18 protein-coding genes are annotated in these 18864 nt (G+C 34.5%); 7 read left to right on the forward strand and 11 right to left on the reverse strand.

From position 1 onward, the window contains the following. Positions 1-16: 16 nt before the first annotated feature. The 3 genes from BGC7_RS11840 to BGC7_RS11855 all read right to left on the reverse strand — a co-directional run bounded on the left by BGC7_RS11840 (position 17) and on the right by BGC7_RS11855 (position 1785). A complete protein-coding gene (locus BGC7_RS11840; protein WP_050701813.1) occupies positions 17-469 on the reverse strand; it encodes a MarR family winged helix-turn-helix transcriptional regulator in 453 nt (150 codons plus the stop codon). 640 nt (positions 470-1109) lie between these two features. Beyond that, positions 1110-1334, reverse strand: a complete 225-nt coding sequence (locus tag BGC7_RS11850) for a winged helix-turn-helix domain-containing protein (RefSeq protein WP_050701875.1) — start codon at positions 1332-1334, stop codon at positions 1110-1112. Between the two features lie 10 nt (positions 1335-1344). After that, entirely contained in the window at positions 1345-1785 is a 441-nt protein-coding gene (locus tag BGC7_RS11855; RefSeq protein WP_050701814.1) for a hypothetical protein, read from the reverse strand. Positions 1786-1933: 148 nt separating this feature from the next. Here BGC7_RS11855 and BGC7_RS11860 point away from each other — a divergent pair, with 148 nt between their 5' ends. Further along, positions 1934-2812 (forward strand): AraC family transcriptional regulator, encoded by an 879-nt coding sequence (locus BGC7_RS11860; protein WP_050701815.1) that lies wholly within the window; start codon positions 1934-1936, stop codon positions 2810-2812. Positions 2813-2852: 40 nt separating this feature from the next. Here BGC7_RS11860 and BGC7_RS11865 read toward each other — a convergent pair whose 3' ends face one another. Next, entirely contained in the window at positions 2853-3146 is a 294-nt protein-coding gene (locus BGC7_RS11865; protein WP_050701816.1) for a hypothetical protein, read from the reverse strand. 529 nt (positions 3147-3675) lie between these two features. Between BGC7_RS11865 and BGC7_RS11870 the strand changes: the two genes are divergently transcribed. Continuing rightward, a complete protein-coding gene (locus tag BGC7_RS11870; protein WP_050701817.1) occupies positions 3676-4803 on the forward strand; it encodes a universal stress protein in 1128 nt (375 codons plus the stop codon). A gap of 15 nt (positions 4804-4818) precedes the next feature. Beyond that, on the forward strand, positions 4819-5280 hold the full coding sequence (gene ndk / locus BGC7_RS11875) for a nucleoside-diphosphate kinase (RefSeq protein WP_050701818.1): 462 nt from the start codon (positions 4819-4821) through the stop codon (positions 5278-5280). A 174-nt stretch (positions 5281-5454) separates the two neighbouring features. Here ndk and BGC7_RS11880 read toward each other — a convergent pair whose 3' ends face one another. The 3 genes from BGC7_RS11880 to BGC7_RS11890 are packed head-to-tail and all read right to left on the reverse strand — an operon-like array spanning position 5455 to position 7883. Beyond that, the gene (locus BGC7_RS11880; protein ID WP_050701819.1) at positions 5455-5958 is read right to left on the reverse strand and encodes a prolyl-tRNA synthetase associated domain-containing protein; all 504 of its coding nucleotides are present in this window, start codon (positions 5956-5958) and stop codon (positions 5455-5457) included. Beyond that, positions 5942-7033 (reverse strand): tryptophan--tRNA ligase, encoded by a 1092-nt coding sequence (gene trpS / locus BGC7_RS11885; RefSeq protein ID WP_050701820.1) that lies wholly within the window; start codon positions 7031-7033, stop codon positions 5942-5944. The genes BGC7_RS11880 and trpS overlap by 17 nt, the downstream gene beginning before the upstream one ends. A 7-nt stretch (positions 7034-7040) precedes the next feature. Next, positions 7041-7883, reverse strand: a complete 843-nt coding sequence (locus tag BGC7_RS11890) for a helix-turn-helix domain-containing protein (RefSeq protein WP_050701821.1) — start codon at positions 7881-7883, stop codon at positions 7041-7043. Between the two features lie 142 nt (positions 7884-8025). On the opposite strand from BGC7_RS11890, the gene BGC7_RS17900 reads away from it, so the two are divergent. The 4 genes from BGC7_RS17900 (at position 8026) to BGC7_RS11905 (ending at position 14402) form a co-directional block, all read left to right on the forward strand. Beyond that, positions 8026-8175 (forward strand): hypothetical protein, encoded by a 150-nt coding sequence (locus BGC7_RS17900; RefSeq protein WP_157258710.1) that lies wholly within the window; start codon positions 8026-8028, stop codon positions 8173-8175. Between the two features lie 49 nt (positions 8176-8224). Further along, positions 8225-10780, forward strand: coding sequence for a ligand-binding sensor domain-containing protein (locus tag BGC7_RS11895; protein WP_050701822.1), 2556 nt, complete (start codon positions 8225-8227; stop codon positions 10778-10780). An 87-nt stretch (positions 10781-10867) separates the two neighbouring features. Further along, the gene (locus BGC7_RS11900; protein ID WP_050701823.1) at positions 10868-13276 is read left to right on the forward strand and encodes a TIM-barrel domain-containing protein; all 2409 of its coding nucleotides are present in this window, start codon (positions 10868-10870) and stop codon (positions 13274-13276) included. 406 nt (positions 13277-13682) lie between these two features. Beyond that, complete coding sequence (locus BGC7_RS11905) at positions 13683-14402, forward strand: dihydrofolate reductase family protein (RefSeq protein ID WP_082206694.1); 720 nt, start codon at positions 13683-13685, stop codon at positions 14400-14402. Between the two features lie 643 nt (positions 14403-15045). On the opposite strand, the gene BGC7_RS11910 is transcribed toward BGC7_RS11905, so the two are convergent. The 4 genes from BGC7_RS11910 to BGC7_RS18190 form a co-directional block, all read right to left on the reverse strand. Continuing rightward, the gene (locus BGC7_RS11910; protein ID WP_050701825.1) at positions 15046-16041 is read right to left on the reverse strand and encodes an LLM class flavin-dependent oxidoreductase; all 996 of its coding nucleotides are present in this window, start codon (positions 16039-16041) and stop codon (positions 15046-15048) included. 160 nt (positions 16042-16201) lie between these two features. Further along, on the reverse strand, positions 16202-16942 hold the full coding sequence (locus BGC7_RS11915) for a glucose 1-dehydrogenase (RefSeq protein WP_050701826.1): 741 nt from the start codon (positions 16940-16942) through the stop codon (positions 16202-16204). Between the two features lie 104 nt (positions 16943-17046). Beyond that, a complete protein-coding gene (locus BGC7_RS11920) occupies positions 17047-17964 on the reverse strand; it encodes an AraC family transcriptional regulator (protein ID WP_050701827.1) in 918 nt (305 codons plus the stop codon). Positions 17965-18628: 664 nt separating this feature from the next. Then, positions 18629-18763 carry a hypothetical protein gene (locus BGC7_RS18190; protein WP_255351472.1) on the reverse strand — a complete coding sequence of 45 codons (135 nt, stop codon included), beginning with the start codon at positions 18761-18763 and terminating at the stop codon, positions 18629-18631. Positions 18764-18864: the final 101 nt, after the last annotated feature.

Consider the following 18864-nt stretch of genomic DNA (forward strand, 5'->3'; position numbering starts at 1 on the left):
AATCTAATAATTTGATTTATTTAATTAATCTATCTGTTAATATTAATAATATCGACGTAAACTGCTTTTCATCAACACTTTGATAAAGATCTGATCTCATTTTTTCTATTTTATGCTGAGCCTTATCGTATAACTCTTTTCCCTCCGGAGTAAGTTCTACCTCAACTGTGCGTGTATTGATTAAGCCTCTTTCCCGTTTAATAAGTCTTTTTTTCTGTAAGTTTCTTAAGATTGTTGAAGTTGTCATTGGATCGATCTGGGTTTTTTCCGATAAATTGATCTGTATAACCTCTCCATTATCACCATGTAAAGAAGACTGATATAAAGCTGCCAGAATATCGTATTGCGAGCATGTTAATTCGAATTCATCTAATATCATTTTCTTCTTTTTAGTCAATAGTTTTGTTACTTTCCACATTAAATTGTCGACTTTGGAAAACTGCCATTTTGGGGTTGTTAAATTTCTCATAATCGAATATCTTTATTATAAGCTTACTTATATGGGAGATTAATATATTACGGAAATGCTCCCTATAACCATCTCCGATTGACTTTGCAAATATGAACTATTTTGGTCTAGGACTTATATCCATTTATACCTCATAAGTGTCCATTTTGGCTATTTATCAATTTTATTAAACTCTTATCCCATGTTAATGTAAAATGTTTATAATATGGCAAATACGAGTCTATTACGTGCGTTTTAATAAAATAAAATTATATCCGATTGATCAATACGTCCTCATTTATGTTCATATTGGAGTTTTAACAAAAACCTAAAAACAAGAAAGACGCATTCATTATTGAATGCGTCTTTCTTTAAACTTACCGTATTTAGAGAAATCTTTGATTTATATATTTTCTTTCTCTGTTAAGCTAATTATGAATCCACCGAATAGTATTCCGATAAAACAGTTAAACCAACATTCGGAGGACATTGGATATACACCCCAATAACATCCCCAGTAATACCAATGAATATAGCCTGAGACAAAGCCTATAAACATTCCAAACAAAGTCTTTAAGTTTAATTTTATGAATGCTTTCATATTATCCTGTAAAAAAAATAATTCGTATTTTATCCTCATCGAAAACTTAGATAAATTGATTTAGTAAAATTTTTCATGAAATGTTTCCGGTAATTCAATATAAATAGTGTTATCTTTTAGAGTAAACTGTATTTTGTCTTCTTTAGCTAACCATCCAAGAGTAATATATATTATATTCTCCTCAAAATTGGTTAACTCTTGAATTTCTCGTATTGTCAGAACTTCTCTTTCGGTTAATAACTGCCATATAAAATTTGAATTTATTCTGATGTCATTTTTTAACATAATTGGATCTTTAAAGTTTATTAATATTTTCAAACCGTTCTATAATCATTTTAAGGTTTGGATAAGAAACAATTCCCATTATCCGGTTTATTTCACGCCCTTCTTTAACCAATAAAATAGAAGGGGTGCCAGAGACAATGCTACCATTTTTCAGATACAGAGTATTATGAACCGGAACATAATAGATTTTAGTTTTCAAACTATTTTCGTTGTTCAACCTGTTCAAATTATGTAAAATAATTTTTTCTGCATCCGATTCCGGATTACAAAATAGGACAGCACATGCCTGATTCGATATTATTTTTTCTATATCTGAACTTTCCACCGTTTCTATTATGTCAGTTTCTATATTTTCAGGCGGCTTGTCTCGGATTAAGGATATTATATTCACAGCCATCACCAATATAATGATAGCCAATAAAAAATGCCATGTTTTTAATTTGAAAGTCATACTTTATATTTTAACAAAAATCCCTCTATTATCTCTATTATCAATAATCTATTCTGCGATAAATATGTTCATTTTCGCTCTTTTTTTTAGATTTAAGTATTAACCCATTAGATAAAGCTCCTATATTTGCAGGTAAAATAGAAGCTTTATGATACATAATAAATTGGAATCATTCGGTTTTTCCGATATTAATCCCGGAACCCCCTATGTGATAAAAAATTTCATATTATTCAACAGCAATGATAAGCCTCTAGATATTAATTTAGAGCACCCTTTTTCTTTTAAAGGAATTGTATTTATTATTTGCTTAAAGGGTTCCGGAAAGATTAAAATTGATTTTAAAGAGTACTGTTTAAAAGAGAATTCTGTTTTAACAATATTGCCCAATCAAATAACAGAGAGTGTAGAGCATACGGATGATTTTTTCATCGAATTATTGGCCTTCGATTTTGATTTTTTATCGGATATTCCTCTTCCTAAGGATTTTGATCTACCTAAAAGAATCGCTCAAAGTCCTATACTCGACCTCTCTGGTAATGATATACAAAATCTTCTCAGATATCATTCATTTATTATTGAAACATTTAATAATAAAAAATCAGTACTCTTTGAACAGATTATTAAAGGTTTGCTTTATTCTTTATTAATGGAAATTGCAGTTTTATATACAGAACAAGACTATAATTTTAAAGAGAGAAAGCCAACATCAAGAAAAGAGGAAATAGTTTATCAATTTTTGGAACTATTGAAAGATCATTATAAAAATGGAAGAAACTCTTCTTATTATGCTGATAAAATGTTCATTACACCTAAATATTTATCCAGCACATTGAGAAAAGTAACGGGGAGGTCTATTAATTCATGGATTGAAGATGCAGTTCTAATAGGGGCGAAAGTACTTTTAAAGTCGACAAATCTAACAGTACTACAAGTCTCGGAAGAACTGAATTTCCCGAATTCATCCTATTTTGGACGTTTCTTTAAGAAACATACAGGAATGACGCCTAAAAATTATCGGGACAGTTAAAATTCTCAAGACTACGGTTGTTGATCCGAACCATATAAGATTACTTGATAAAAGCCCAGAAAATATGGCCATCATTAATTTCCTTAAAAGTTTTTGCCGTGATACCTATTTTTTTGAAGAAAGACCTATCTTCCTCTTTTATATCCAGGATATAAAAAACATTAATATCTCTAGCCAATAGCCAAAGTGATATATAATTTACAGTCATATTGTAAAGAAAAACGTCTTCCATACCTGTAATTTTACCTTCTTCTATATTAAATATCAGGGCACACATTGCTTCGCTATTGGGGCGAGCCATTCTTTCATTCTTTACAAATATTGCGACTTTCATGGTATATTCGTTTAGTATGTTAAAATAAACTTCTAAGATCAGATTTTAGACAAAAGTCAATCCTGACATTTATCGTATATTTATTATAATCAAGTAAATCTTACCTGTACCTTCAATAACAATGTATAATTCACTTTATCCGTTATACTCCGAGATGGCGATCTTTACCTAGTCTTTATTTCAGTAATATAAACACCAATCGCATTCATTAGGGGCACTGCCGCATCGATAACGTGAACCTCTTTATTTTGTGCTGTTATTCCTATTGATAAACATAAGAATAAGTATATCCAGAATGTTATTTTCATTTGCTCTTGTTACGGGCGATACCTAAATATCTTTATTTGTATTACAAAAGTCTTAAGATTATGAGATAGTCTAGTGATCCAGTTGACCTCGGAAGTGTTCATTTGGGATGATTCTCGTATATTGAATTAATAGCAAATGCGGACATAATTGTCGGCAAAATGGTCATTTTGAATCCGCTTATTTAGTCGAACTTTGTTTTTAAACAATATATAATCTTATTATGAATGATGAACTGCTTACCTTGGCAATACATACTGTCGGCAAGGCCAAAGTTTTAAAGAACGTTCTTGAAAGTTACGGGATAACAGTATCTTTAGAGAAGATTGAGCACCCTGTTTCCGGATTGTCTGTCTCCGACAGGTATTCTGTTAAGGTTCGAAATATTGACCTGTCAAAGGCCCTAAACATTATTGAAGAAAATCGTCTGTTTAATTATGATGACAAATCCACGCAGGCAATCGATGACGGGCGCAAACGGATTCTTGTTGCAGTGGATTTTTCAGATTATTCATTAAAGGCCTGCCAGATAGCTTTCAGTATTGCCAAAGAGGTCAATGCCAAAGTTAAAATACTTCATGTTTATCATAATATATATTATCCGTCGCACATACCATTCGCAGATAGTTTAAAAGAGAGTCCACATGAGGGATTATTAAATAAAACCAGAAAACAGATGCTTGATCTTTGCGTAGAAATTGATAATAAAATAGCTACGGAAAAATGGGATTCGATCAATTATTCCTATTCTCTTAGAGAAGGGGTTGTCGAAGAAGAGATTGAATCTTTTGTCAAAGAATACAAACCGTTTCTTTTAATTTTAGGAACAAAAGGTAAAAATAACAATCAATCATCCGTATTGGGAAATGTAACTGCAGATGTTATTGAGATGGTTAATATTCCGGTGTTGGCTATTCCCGAAAGCTCTCCAATTAATTCAGCAAAAGACATAAAGCATGTGGTTTTTTTAACCAGTCTTCTAACAAAAGATTTGAACTCATTCAATTCGCTCATTAATGATTTTATTTCTTATCAAGACATTAAAATAACATTAATGCATGTCAACAATATTATGGCTAATAAAGAAGAGAGTGCAGTTTGGACAGAAACAGTATTACAAAGTATCTGTACGCATTTTAGAGAGGAGTATCCGCAACTAAACATAGATTATAAGCTGATTGAATCTCCGGATGTGCCTCAAGCTGTAAATGATTATGTAGAAAAAGAAAATATTACAGTTGTCTGTTTAAATACCCGCAAAAGAAATCTTTTCGAAAGAATATTTGCACCAAGTGTTTCTCGAAAATTCTTGGTAGAATCTAATAAAACCATCCTTGTTTTACGAGGATGACATAAAAAAGGAATAATGGAGAAAACTCTGGTTATATTAAAACCTTCTGCTATACAACGGGGATTGATAAGTGAAATAATCCAGCGCTTTGAACGGAAGGGGTTACAATTAGTCGGTATAAAAATGATGCAGCTTAGTGATGAAATTTTGAATATTCATTATGGGCATCTGATAAATAAACCTTTTTTTAAGCAGACTAAAGATTCGATGAAAAGATGTCCCGTCATTATACAATGCTGGACTGGAATTGATGTTATTAGCGTTGTTAGATCTTTAACGGGAAGTACAGATGGAAAATATGCTTCAATAGGAACGATAAGAGGCGATTTCTCGATTAGTATACAGGAGAATATCGTTCACGCTTCAGATTCCCCAGAGGCGGCAGAAATTGAAATTAAACGTTTCTTTGATAGAAATGAGATATTTAATTATTCATTAAATATCTCATCTTATCTGTACGCAGATAATGAAAAATAATAAGCTATGCGAAGCCAAACCTGTAAAAAACAGTTAACCCTTGGCACTATTTCAGCATGAAATAATTGATCACCCAAACCTCACAACTCTGATAAATTCAGGGTTTCTGAAGGTTTGAAATAATGAAGGAATATTTTTATCTGTACACATATGTATGAATATTATAACAAACTATTAGTCACTAAATATGATTCTATAATCCTCCTTATTTATTGCTGGTAGTAGTATTTTTAAGATATCTTGCATTTTAATCGACAAACTACATGTATTGATACAAGGATGACAAGCAATATAATCCATCTGAATTACATCTTCATCGATTAATAATTGTACTCTATTTTCTTTATCATAAATTAAACTGAGCGGACTGACCGCACCGGGCTGGGTATTGATCATTTTTTCCATCTCTTCTTTTGAGGTCAAAGAAAGATGGGAACTGTCGATCTGTTTTGATATCTCTTTTAATGGAGCATTCTTTTCTCCGGGAAGCATTAACAGAAAATACTCTTGTTGTCTGTTGCATAGAAACAAGCACTTGCTGGGTTTTACGCCCAGTTGGTGGGCGATATTCTCCCCCTCTTCCATACTGAAAATGGGAGAATGTAACAGGCATCTATAACCAATCTTCAAATTAGTCAGAGTCTCTATAATATGACCATAACTATCTGGCTTTTCCATAATTAAAAGATTGAGATTGAATCAAATCATTATCCTCGAAATAGTCAATATGCATCGCCTTACGAACATTGGAGAGAGTTGATGCTGCTACTTCGCGAGCTATTTCACTGCCCTCTTTAAGTATCCGGTACACATCAGGAATATTTTTCTCAAACTCTTTTCTGCATGCGCGTATAGGAGTAAGTTCTTCTTGCAATACAGCATTAAGAAATTTCTTCACTTTAACATCTCCAAGACCTCCACGCCGGTAATGACCTTTTAGTTCATCAAGGTTTGCATACTCCGGCAGGTAGGCAATAAAATGTTCGGAACGACAGAAAGCTTCAAGATAGGTAAATACCGTATTCCCTTCAACCTTTCCGGGATCTTCCAGCCTTAGATGTTCGGGATCTGTATACATTGCCATCACCCTTTTACGTACATCTTCTTCACTATCCGAAAGATAGATGCAATTGCCAAGAGATTTGCTCATTTTTGCTTTTCCATCAGTTCCAGGCAAACGCAAACAAGCTGAATTTTCCGGGAGCAGGATTTCCGGTTCAATGAGAGTATTTCCGTAAGCATTATTAAAACGACGCACAATTTCACGTGCCTGCTCTAACATAGGTTCTTGGTCTTCTCCTGCAGGTACAGTCGTGGCGTTAAAAGCGGTGATATCCGCAGCTTGACTGATGGGATAAGTGAAAAATCCCACAGGAATACTGCCCTCAAACTTGCGCATCTGAATCTCCGATTTTACAGTAGGATTCCTTTGCAAACGAGATACAGAGACAAGGTTCATATAGTAAAACGAAAGTTCACAAAGTTGGGGGACCTGAGATTGAATGAAAATTACACTCTTGGTTGGATCAATACCGCAAGAGAGATAATCTAAAGCGACTTCAATGATGTTCTGACGAACCTTTTCCGGATTGTCAGCGTTATCGGTAAGTGCTTGGGCATCGGCAATCATAATATAAATCTTATCATAATCACCCGAGTTTTGAAGTTCTACCCGCCTCTTCAAGGAGCCAACATAGTGACCTAAATGTAAACGACCTGTAGGACGGTCACCAGTTAATATAATCTTATTCATTTTAAATTTATGTTTTAATTCGATAATTGATGGGTGATACTCCCGTCATGCGTGTGAAAAAACGACACATATAGGAAGGATCTTTGAAATGTAATTCAGATGCGATACTCTTTACGGATAAATCGGTATTAATGAGCATCTCTTTAATTGCAACGACGACCTGTTTATCAATCAACTCTTTTGGAGAAGCAGCCAAAACCCTGCTTGTTACTTTATACAGGTAGGAAGTGGCAATACAAAGTTTATCAGCATAAAACTGAACCTCCCTGTAATTGGAATGATGCTTTGCCAACAGTTCAAGGAATTGATTGACCAACATCCGTGCCCTGTTACTTTCTCTCTGTGAATCATCCAATCCTGACAATTGGAGCTCCGTATCGATTGCCATGAACAAATTATGAATATGATTTTTTAGCATATCCTTCCGGTACGAAATGGTGCAATGATTTATCGTCCATGACATTTGCTGCCACCAGTTTTTTAGTAAAAACAACTGTCGGTCATTGGCTTGGAAGAAAGGATTGGCATCAATAAAATTCCATAATCTGCTTGTCGTTACCTTATAAACGATATCTTCTATAAGGTTGTATGGTAATGATATAATCCCAGCCTTAAATCCGTTGGATACATTCTCAAAAACAACATTGTCATTATAAAATAAAATACCTATACTTCCTTCCTTCAAAGGGAATTGCATGCTATTCACTTTCACAATCCCATAACCTTGTTGAACAAGAACAATAGAACATCCTGCTGTGTCAAAAGGCTTGCCACAACAGTCTTTCATGTCGGATATGGTTAGTTTGTATTCTCCGGCATAAGAATGATTCTTATTGTCCGTACGCTCCATCAAGTGATTTTCGGTAAAGGTAGTTATTCTGACTAAAAATCAGCAGGAGAGTATCGAAAAACACCTAATTTGGAAATAAAAAAGCATGTGTGAAAAGAAGATACCTTTGTAATTTTACCAAGCTTTTCGCATAGGTAATAAGATGGTAAAAGACAACAAAACGTTAGATTTTGGAAAGAATAATGTCGGTTCTTTGTATTATAAGATGCTAATCCCGACATTATTCGGTATGCTAAGTATGGCTGCGGTAACTGCCATCAACGGAATCTTTGTGGGACATTATTTTTTGTGAATTTTACAAAAAACTGGATTCTCTTCTCACAAACATTTATCTTTATGGAATGAATCGACTTCTAAATACAATTATTTTCATGTTGTTGACAGTCTGTGTTGTCAACGCAAGCAATTTTGTATTCACTCCGATTAATGTATCAGATGGATTAAGTGATAATCAGATTCGCTATATTTCACAACTTACCGATGGACGTCTGGTTTTCACGACAAGTGGAAATCTGAATATATATGACGGAGCAAAGTTTAAATATATTCACCGAATGCCTGAAGACATCTATCCTCTATCCAAATACAATGGATTTTACCGAATTTATCAGGGTGGAGATTCGCTACTTTGGATAAAAGACTCGCGTAAATTAATGTGTGTAGACTTACATCAGGAAAAGTATATTGCAGAAATAGATCTTTATTTCAAAAACAGAGGGCTTTCACAAACTGTAGACGACTTCTTTATGGATTCTGCGGGACGTTTGTGGATGCTTAGTTCCGGTAAATTATGGAACGACGATTTTAAAATGTTTGATATTACTGCAAACAGAGGTGATTTGCAAGATCTAGCAACCGACAAAAATAATTTGTATTTGTTTTACAATTCCGGCCAAGTAATATGTTATGACTTGAAAGCCAAAAAAGAATTGTACCGAAAAGCCGCATACCCGAAGAATAAACAAGCATATTACAACAGCACATCTCTGATAATTCACGCAGATAATGGATTCTATCAGTTGCGCAATGGCAGCAAAGGGGGATTTTTCTTTTTTGATCCCCAACTTCTCACATGGAAGAAGATACTCGAAACAGATTATACGCTTAATACATTAGTTATAAAGGAAAAAACAGCTTATATAAGTTGTGCTACCGGGATATGGATTATTAATTGTCAGGATGGAGAAAAAGAATATTTGCCCGTATTAAAAACTTTTGACGGAAGCATTATCAATACTGAAATCAGTACACTTTTTTATGATAAACAAGGAGGTTTATGGTTAGGGACTCTTAACCAGGGTTTACTGTACCACCATCCGGCAAGATATAAATTCAACTATATCGGACGTACTTATTTCCCTGATTTATCAACAAAAGAAATTATTATACAGTCTTTTGCCGAAAGTGGAGATGGAAACATATATATAAAATCCAATTCGGGCATTTATCTTTATAACTTTTTAAGTGATAAAAATTACATGACGCCTGTTACTTTATCGGCATTACCAAAAAAAGTGTCGGAAAATCTGGATCGAAAGCCATCACATATTTTTAAAGGCAATACCTATACATCTTTACATACTGATGTTCGTGGATGGACATGGGCAGGAACCGAGGATGGTTTAAAGTTGTTTAAACCGGAAGGACACAAAGAATCGACTTTTTACACAGAGAACGGGTTGGCCAATAACTCTATCCACGCTATATTAGAAGACCGAAGTGGTAACCTTTGGATAACCACCAGTTATGGTATATCTAATATTCAGGTAGATTCTGCAAAAGAAAAAATTAATTTTATAAATTTCAATACTTACGATGGAACACTCAACGGAGAATATACTAACAATGCGATTTTTGAAGCCTCTGATGGTGCACTCTTTTTTGGGGGCATCAACGGGTTTAATATCTTCCGCCCAGAGCAGACCTCTTCCGTTATAATACCTTTCAGCCCAATTTTCACGAATCTTTATTTGTACGGAAATGTAGTAGAGCCTCAAAAAACTTACGCAGGACGTGTTATCTTGCCTACAACAACACCGTATGTAAAGAACGTGGAACTTTCCTATAACCAGAATTTTCTGACATTTGAATTTTCTGCCGTTAATTATTTGAATCCTTCCCAAACAAATTATCGCTACAGGTTGGAAGGGCTTGATAACGATTGGCGAGAAGTTAAAGCTAATTCAGAGGGCATTCTTCTGGCTTCATATACCAACCTGCCCCACGGAAAATACACATTCAAAGTGATGGCATCACCAAACGGTCAAGAATGGAATGGTACTGTAACGGAAATAAATCTAACTATTGATGCACCTTGGTGGAAAACTACTGCAGCATATGTTTTTTACAGTTTATTCTTTATTCTGATTGTTTCAATGAGTGTCCGGCTTTATATTTATTACACTCGTAAAAAGATGGAACGTCAACACAAGGAAGAAATACTTTTACTGCGTATACGAAACCTGATAGAGCAAAATAACTTGCTTGAAGAAGAGAAGAAATTTTCTTCTTCAAAAGATAACCACCAAAAAGCCATTCCTGAAGGCAATAATCTCGATGCATCTGACACTGTATTTTTAACTCGCGCGATGGAGTTGGTTGAAAAAAACCTGAATGACACAAGCTATTCTGTAGAAATGCTTAGTCGCGACCTTTGCATGGATCGCACAGGACTATATCGTAAACTGATTGCTTTATTAGATAAATCACCATCCCTGTTTATACGCAATGTACGTTTGCAAAAAGCAGCTCAACTCCTTCAGGAAGGAGGACTGACCATTGCCGACATTGCTGAAAAAGTAGGATTCAGCAGTTCGAGTTATATGAGTAAATGTTTTCAGGAAATGTATGGCTGTCGCCCGTCCGAATACGCTGAAAAGATGAAAAAATCAACATAATTACTATCCGTTTCAACATGGTTGTTGTCTAGTTTTAACAAGATCTGCATAGTTTTGTCATAACTAATTTTTTAATTTATTATAACCATGAAAGTTCCTTTTTTCTCAAAAGCTAATCTATTGTTATTGGCTATTACAGTATGTTCTCCATGGATGAGCATAAGTGGGCAAATCTTTCAACGCTCCTTGCATGGAATAAAGAGCAATGTACAAGGATTAGATGTACAGATTGAGTTCTATTCGCCCAATAGTGTCAGGGTTTATAAAACTCCCGAAAATAGTAGTTATACCAAAAAGAGCCTCTCTGTAATCAAGACTCCTGATCAGGTGGAATTATCTGTGGATGAGCAGGGAGATATCATTGTTATCGAAAGTAATAACCTACAAGTAAATTATAATAAAAAAACAGGAAAAATATCTTTTCTGGACAAGCAGGGTAAAATAATCTTTACAGAAAAAGATTACGGCGCACAATTCTCTCCGTTTACCGATGCCGGAAATCAAACTTATAGTCCACGTCAAGCTTTTTTGTTGGAAAAAGAAGAAGCTATTTACGGATTGGGGCAGACACAAACAAGTCAGATGAACCAACGTAATCAGAAGATGTATATGCGTCAAAAGCAACATGAAGGAGGATACGCTTATATACCTATTATACAGTCGACTAAAGGATATGGGTTGTTTTGGGATAATTACTCTCCGACAACGTTTACCGATAATCCTCAGGAAATGGCCTTTGAATCGGAGGTAGGTGAATGCATCGATTATTATTTTATGTATGGAACCAGTGCGGACGGTGTTATTGCCCAGATTCGGGAATTGACAGGCCAAGCTCCAATGTACCCGCTTTGGTCTTATGGTTTTTTCCAATCTCGCGAACGATATAAATCACAAAAGGAAACGATGGAAGTAGTCGATAAATACAGGGAGTTGGGGGTTCCTTTGGATTGTATTATCCAAGACTGGCAATACTGGGGACCGGACTCAAACTGGAACTCTATGAATTTCGATAATCCGGAATTTCCGGAGCCTCAAAAAATGATAGACCATATACATGAAAAAAATGCTAAAATCATGATCTCTATCTGGGCATCATTCGGACAAGACACCAAGCAATATAAAGACTTGAAAGCTATGAATGCTCTGTTCGACTTCATTACATGGCCACGAAATGGAGGGGTTCGGGCTTACGATGTTTATAATCCGAAAGCTCGAAAACTTTTTACCGATTATCTTAACAAAGGGCTGACAAGTAAAGGGATTGATGGATGGTGGACAGATTCTACCGAGCCGGATCATTTGGATGCGGAAGACAAAGATTTTGATATTCCGACGGCTATGGGTACTTACCGGAGTGTTGTAAATGCCTATCCATTAATGGCTAATAAAGGTGTTTATGAAAACCAACGCAATTACACTTCAGATAAACGGGCCTTGTTACTAACCCGCAGCGCTTTTGCAGGACAACAACGCTACGCAACCAATATATGGTCAGGTGATATCCGCTCAACTTGGGAAGTCTTAAAAAAGCAAGTTCCTACAGGTTTGAATTTCTCTCTTACCGGCATTCCTTATTGGAACACTGATATTGGTGGGTTCTTTCTTTGGGATTATGAAGGAGAGGTTGCCAATAAAGCTTATCAGGAACTGTACACGCGTTGGTTCCAGTATGCAACATTTACGACGATGCAACGCTCTCACGGAAGTGGAGTATCAAAAGAAATTTACAATCTGGGTAAAAAAGGGGATTGGTCTTACGATTCGGAAGAAAAATATATAAATCTTCGTTATGCACTATTACCTTATATCTATTCAACAGCATGGCAGGTAACGAATAATGCGAGTTCGATGATGCGTGCCTTATATATGGATTTTAATACCGATACAAATGTTCACAATATTGGAAATCAATATATGTTTGGAAAATCATTTTTGGTCGCTCCTGTCACTGATCCGATGTACGTATCAAGTACAGAAAACAAATGGAAAAATCCAAAAGAAAATTTCAGTACAATAAAAACACAGAACGTGTATTTACCTGAAGGCTCGAAATGGTTTGACTTTTGGACGGGAGAGACTCTTAATGGAGGGCAAACAATCCAAAAAGAAGTACCAATAGATATTATTCCCCTATATATACGTGCAGGATCTATTGTTCCATTCGGACCCAAAGTACAATATTCTACTCAGAAGAATTGGGATAACCTCGAAGTGCGAATCTATCCGGGAACAGATGGTGAATTTGTGATGTATGAAGATGAAAATGATAATTATAATTATGAAAAAGGCCTGTATAGCACCATTAAATTTGAGTGGAATGATGCCACACAAACATTAACCATTGGAGATCGGAATGGAGCGTTTCCCGGCATGCTTAAATCCCGAACATTCAATCTGATCTTAGTTGATGCTAAAAATGGAATCGGAAGTCAACAATCCGATAAGTTCACTAAAAAAATTACATATAACGGAAAAGCAAAAAAAGTAAAACTTTAAAATAAAATCGTATTAAAAAAAATATATATCTATATATTCTCTACATAGACAGTCAGGGTTATACCAAAGTGAAAGATGGTATAACCCTAATTTTATTAAATACAATAATGAGCGTATTCAAATATAGAGCTATAGAAAAAGAACTTGAGAATTAAATAAGGTTGTGTCTCTTTTTGTATCTGAAATTATTGGGTAATATTATAATACAATGGTTTGTTAAGTAAACAAAAAAGAGTAAATGTCAAAAAGAATATCAGTTAAATGAATTATATTTGTTCTTATATATAATCAAATTTAAGGATAAATAAAGTTCAGGGAAATCTAAAAGATATTTTATCTAAAATTGTTTATCCAGTTTGGAGAGTTTGATATTTTTCTTTAATTATAAAAAATACAATAGATTATTATGAGACCTCAAATAATTTGCCATATGATTAGTTCTATTGATGGCAGGCTGCAGATCGAACGTTACAGTAAACTCTATAATACGGATAATCAGGATTTGGCTTTGGATGTTTATCTAGATTTAGATAAAAAAATGATGTCGGACGCTTGGATGATTGGGCGAGCGACTGTTCAGGCAATGGGATTGACTGAAGTTTTTAAATCTGATACGAATATTCCGGCAGAAGATCGATCTGTGTTTGTAGGAGAAAAAAGTAGTAAACGATTTTGTGTAATCTTTGATTCAAAAGGCAAAGTATTCTTTCCCATCAATAAGTTTGAAGGGGATAACATTATTTTGATTTTAGGTGAATCCGTACCTGAAGATTATTTGGCTTATCTTAGGAGTATTGGTATATCTTACTTGTTTGCAGGAAAGGATGGTAATGATCTAAAGCTTGCAATGTCAATTTTGTATTCCGAATTTGGAATTAAGAGTATCATGCTTACGGGAGGAGGGGTTTTAAATGGAGCTTTCTTAAAAGCTGGATTAATTGATGAAGTAAGTATTTTACTCTATCCAGGTATTGATGGGTTATCAGGAATATCTTCAATTTTTGAATACAAGGGTAACGATAATGATTTGCCTTCTAATGGACAATCTCTAGAATTAAAAAATATAAAACAGCTTGAAGCCGGTCTTGTTTGGCTAAGATATGATGTTCATCGGGATATATCCTGATAAAATTCAATGCATAATTGTAGCAATATATAGTATCTACTTAATTTAAACTAAGGGAAGGAACAATAATTTTGCAGCGCTTTTATAAGAGATAATAAAAAAACACTCATTAAATTTACTTAATCATGAACTCCAAAACTTTAATCTTTCCATCTAATGCTGCATTAGGAACAACCAGATATTAATCTCTATAAAGCGATAATAAAGGACCTGACATTCTTATCGATTTATATTTGTAGTTTTAATAGAATATAGATATGAAGTATACTTTGTTATTATTCTTAGCGTTTATATTTTCACAATGTAACAGCAAGAATAGCAATATAAACGGACATCAGAAGAAAGATAATACAGATAAGGAAAATATCATTAAGTGATTCTATATTTGAAACGATGCTGATAAACTCTGCCCTTACAATATATAACTTTACGAATGACACAGTAAAGACAGGAACTGATTATTCAATAGAATATCGCAGTAAAAATGGATAAAAATTGTTTCCCTTCACAGAAGAAATAGGTGAATAAGATATAGTCGATGAAATTATTACTAACTAAATTTAAATAATCCCCCTTTGTATCTGGTAGCCAAAGTATACAACTTTATTAGGAGTGACCTGTTTTATTGTCTTCTTTTCATATTTTACAGCGAATCCATTACTTCTTTGAGAATAGCAAATGATTTTTTCTTAGCCTGTTTATCATAAATAGCACTAGCTACGATAAGTTCATCAAGACCTAACTCTTTTATAAATTTACTGAGTTCAGGCTTTAAAGTTTCCTTTGTTCCTTTGAAAGTACAAGTCAACATATTTTCGACAACCCTATTTACATCCGGACGATAATAGATATCTGGAAGTTCAGTTGGTGGCTGTAATAATTTTTGCTGACCAGTAACTACATTAAGAAACATCATCTGTTGGCTCTTTGCCAATAGAGTCGCTTCGTCTTGTGTATTAGCAGCTATCACGTTTACAGCTACCGTAACATAAGGTTTAGCCAATACATGGGAAGGCTTAAACTCTCTTTTATAAATTTCTATGGCATTGTACAGTTGTGCTGGTGCGAAGTGAGCTGCAAACGCATAGGGAAGGCCAAGTTCTGCCGCTAGATAGGCACTATCAGTACTTGAGCCTAATATCCAAATTGGGACATCTACGCCTTCTGCGGGAATAGCTCTTACTTTAGCCGAACTATTATCTCTGCTAAAGTATGTTTGCAACTCCTTTATTTCACTTTTGAAATTAAAATGTGCATTCATATTCTGCCTGCGAAGAGCAAAAGCCGTCGCTTGGTCTGTACCTGGGGCTCGACCTAATCCCAGATCAATTCGATCTGGATATAGTGTAGCCAGAGTGCCAAATTGTTCGGCTACTACTAACGGTGAATGATTAGGTAACATAATACCACCTGCACCTACTCTTATCGAGGAGGTTTTGCCTGCCACATAACCAATCACCAAGGCTGTAGCAGAACTGGCTATTGAAATTGAGTTATGATGTTCGGCAAACCAAATACGTTTATAATTTAATTGTTCTAAATACACAGCCAAATCTGCAGCAGACTCTAAAGCTTGCTGTGTAGTATCCCCTTGGTTAATCAAGGCAAGATCAAGTACAGATAATATAGTATTACTCATTGTTATGGCTCTTTTCCTGTTTGAATAACAAATTTAGCATCATTAGTTTAGTTATACAAGAGGTTTGATTTTCATTAGTTATATCACATGGATACACTTTTTGGGTAATGTGCATTCTGAGTCTTTCATGTCATACTATATCTATGGTTCTGAAAAAAGCTTAGGCCATTCCTCCATTGGCACCAATACTCTGTCCTGAAATCCATTTAGCTTCATCGGATGCAAGGAAAGTCACTACTTGAGCGATTTCTTCTGGTGTCCCTAAACGTTTAAAAGCATTGGTAGAGGCAATCTGTGCAATTAATTCTTCCGACTTTCCTGTCAAAAATAAGTCCGTTGCGATAGGACCAGGCAATACGCAATTCACATTTATACCTCTCGGTCCGATTTCTTTTGCAAACACACGTGATAGTTGTTCAACAGCAGCTTTCGTAGCAGAGTAAATGCCGTATGTCGGAAATATCGTTCTGGTTACAGTAGAAGAAAGATTGATGATACTTCCATTGTCTGCTAATTTAGTAGCAGCTTGTTGCAAAGAATAAAATACACCTTTGAAGTTAATATCGATAGATTTTTCAAATTGTTCCTGAGTCAAATCTTTGATCATGGCATTGAGCATCACGCCTGCGTTGTTTACCCAAGTATCTACTTGACCAAACTGAGCAATAGCCTCATCAAATAAGCGAATCACTCCTTCTTTCCGACTTACATCCGCTTGTACAGCAAAAGCTTCACCACCATTGACTAGAATTGTTTCTACTACCGCATTGGCAGCAGCCTGGTTGCCATTATAGTTAACAATGACTTTGGCACCTTCTTTCGCTAATTTTTGAGCAATGGCAGCTCCGATGCCTTTTGAAGAGCCGGTTACTACGGCTGTTTTACCTGATAATGTACTCATCTCTATTTGTCTTTAATTTTGTAATACAAAGATGAACAAATTCCTATATCCAATTGATACAAAAATCAAACTAAGAATTGCGAATTTTAAAGATTAGTAAAAAATTACTTCACCATTCGCTTTCGATAAGCTACAGGACTCTCTCCAGTCTGCTTTTTGAAATAATTACTGAAATGAGCACTCTCCAAAAATCCCATCTTATACGAAATTTCTTTAATACTGAGTGTTGAATTTTGTAATAGAATTCTGGCTGTGGAAATGGCTTTTTCGTTAATCCAGTGCAACATTGTTTTGCCTGTTTTATTGCTGATGACATTGGAGAGGTAATTTACGTGTAAATACTGTAGTTCTGCAAAATACTGTACACGCATCGATTGCCCTGTTTTACTGTTAAGAATATCCTTAAAATATTGCTCTACATTGACCTTAAAATCCTTTACGATCTGAGATCTTCTATTGCCTTCATAAATAGGGCTATAATCCAGATAACAATACTCTTTTATCATCCAAAGAAGACTCATCAATAAGCTGCCGATAACCTTATGTTGAAACGGTGACGGTGACAAAAATTCTTGTTCGATCAGTCTATATAGGTTTTCTACCCGAGCAAATTGATCAGGAGTTAAAGTGCCTGGACGTACTGTTTCTGTTAGCAGATAAGGAAATTTCTCAAAGATATCCTTATCTGTATTTTCTTTGAGAAAAGTTTCATCAAAAGTAATAAGATAGGCATCAGAAAGACGTATCCATTCAAATGTACGGAAGTTTCCCTGATTAGTAAAATATACTGTTCTGTTATTGACTGGAAATACATGATCGTCTATGGTATAGCTTCCATCACCATCTTTACTGAACAGAAAATTATAATAATTTGGTCTGAAATGCTCTGAGCGGTAAGGCAAATTTTTGAAGCTTTTCTGTACTCGGTGTATCGTAAAACCGTTCGCCTCACCAATAGATGTTTCTTCAATACCCATCTTTCGGTAAAAATCTTGTAGGTTCTTTATACTATGGTTATCCATAGATTATGGTTGTTTCAATGACTAAAATAAAAAAACTTTCTACAAGACACAGGGAATTATTTTTTCTGTGAGCCGCAGAGATCAATAAAAAGTGTCGCTTATATCTGAAATTATAGATAAAAAACAGAGCAGATATAGATTCTGAAAAAATAAAACATTATGAAATTGGGGGAAATTTGAGAGTTATTATCTATCTTTATAAAAGATAAGTTGCTCTTTAATATAGTTAAGAAATTAAGCAAATCGAAGAGACAAGCTGGTTTCTAAATCGTTACCTATCGAGAAATGAAGGCTATGTAATCTACTGATTAATAGCTGATAAAAGTTTTCTATATGTCTTCCTGTGTGTAAGGTCAATAAAACGTAAATCAGAGCATATCTAAGAATCATATCGTTAATAAATATCAAAACATATACATTTGCTTAGAGTTACAGTTAGCAAAATGGTGCAAAACGAAGAAGTATAATAGTTACCAAATATATCTGAAAAATTTGCTCTGAAAAATAGAGCAAATTACAACATATTAATATTTTGCGTTAACATCAGTATATTAAGCATTTAGTATAAGTAATTTTTTAAAAGCACAAGACATTGAATTATAGTCAGTTTCTTCTCCTTAGGATATATTCACTCCTACCTAGTATAAAGCCCAAACTTTAATCGTTATTTTTTCAAGTCATCCAACCCTTTGCGATTCTTTTCTGCTCGCTTATTAGCCTTATCCGCTCGTTTCTCTTTTAAATTCTTTTGAGGAGCTTTTCTGTCTGCTCTATCTTTTCCTTTTTGTTCTTTTGACATAGTTTTTTTGTTTTAAATACTTTTTCAAGATCAGGATTTCTTATCGAAAATATATTACATAATTAAAACTATAAGTTACATAATTAATAGTTTCAACCGTT

The sequence above is a fragment of the Dysgonomonas sp. BGC7 genome, assembly GCF_001261735.1.
GTDB lineage: Bacteria > Bacteroidota > Bacteroidia > Bacteroidales > Dysgonomonadaceae > Dysgonomonas.

Excerpts from the sequence above, each read along its gene's own strand:
- BGC7_RS11840 (WP_050701813.1), bottom strand. The coding sequence starts at position 469 with ATGAGAAATTTAACAACCCCAAAATGGCAGTTTTCCAAAGTCGACAAT.
- BGC7_RS11850 (WP_050701875.1), bottom strand. The coding sequence starts at position 1,334 with ATGTTAAAAAATGACATCAGAATAAATTCAAATTTTATATGGCAGTTA.
- BGC7_RS11855 (WP_050701814.1), bottom strand. The coding sequence starts at position 1,785 with ATGACTTTCAAATTAAAAACATGGCATTTTTTATTGGCTATCATTATA.
- BGC7_RS11860 (WP_050701815.1), top strand. The coding sequence starts at position 1,934 with ATGATACATAATAAATTGGAATCATTCGGTTTTTCCGATATTAATCCC.
- BGC7_RS11865 (WP_050701816.1), bottom strand. The coding sequence starts at position 3,146 with ATGAAAGTCGCAATATTTGTAAAGAATGAAAGAATGGCTCGCCCCAAT.
- BGC7_RS11870 (WP_050701817.1), top strand. The coding sequence starts at position 3,676 with ATGAATGATGAACTGCTTACCTTGGCAATACATACTGTCGGCAAGGCC.
- ndk (WP_050701818.1), top strand. The coding sequence starts at position 4,819 with ATGGAGAAAACTCTGGTTATATTAAAACCTTCTGCTATACAACGGGGA.
- BGC7_RS11880 (WP_050701819.1), bottom strand. The coding sequence starts at position 5,958 with ATGGAAAAGCCAGATAGTTATGGTCATATTATAGAGACTCTGACTAAT.
- trpS (WP_050701820.1), bottom strand. The coding sequence starts at position 7,033 with ATGAATAAGATTATATTAACTGGTGACCGTCCTACAGGTCGTTTACAT.
- BGC7_RS11890 (WP_050701821.1), bottom strand. The coding sequence starts at position 7,883 with ATGGAGCGTACGGACAATAAGAATCATTCTTATGCCGGAGAATACAAA.
- BGC7_RS17900 (WP_157258710.1), top strand. The coding sequence starts at position 8,026 with ATGGTAAAAGACAACAAAACGTTAGATTTTGGAAAGAATAATGTCGGT.
- BGC7_RS11895 (WP_050701822.1), top strand. The coding sequence starts at position 8,225 with ATGAATCGACTTCTAAATACAATTATTTTCATGTTGTTGACAGTCTGT.
- BGC7_RS11900 (WP_050701823.1), top strand. The coding sequence starts at position 10,868 with ATGAAAGTTCCTTTTTTCTCAAAAGCTAATCTATTGTTATTGGCTATT.
- BGC7_RS11905 (WP_082206694.1), top strand. The coding sequence starts at position 13,683 with ATGAGACCTCAAATAATTTGCCATATGATTAGTTCTATTGATGGCAGG.
- BGC7_RS11910 (WP_050701825.1), bottom strand. The coding sequence starts at position 16,041 with ATGAGTAATACTATATTATCTGTACTTGATCTTGCCTTGATTAACCAA.
- BGC7_RS11915 (WP_050701826.1), bottom strand. The coding sequence starts at position 16,942 with ATGAGTACATTATCAGGTAAAACAGCCGTAGTAACCGGCTCTTCAAAA.
- BGC7_RS11920 (WP_050701827.1), bottom strand. The coding sequence starts at position 17,964 with ATGGATAACCATAGTATAAAGAACCTACAAGATTTTTACCGAAAGATG.
- BGC7_RS18190 (WP_255351472.1), bottom strand. The coding sequence starts at position 18,763 with ATGTCAAAAGAACAAAAAGGAAAAGATAGAGCAGACAGAAAAGCTCCT.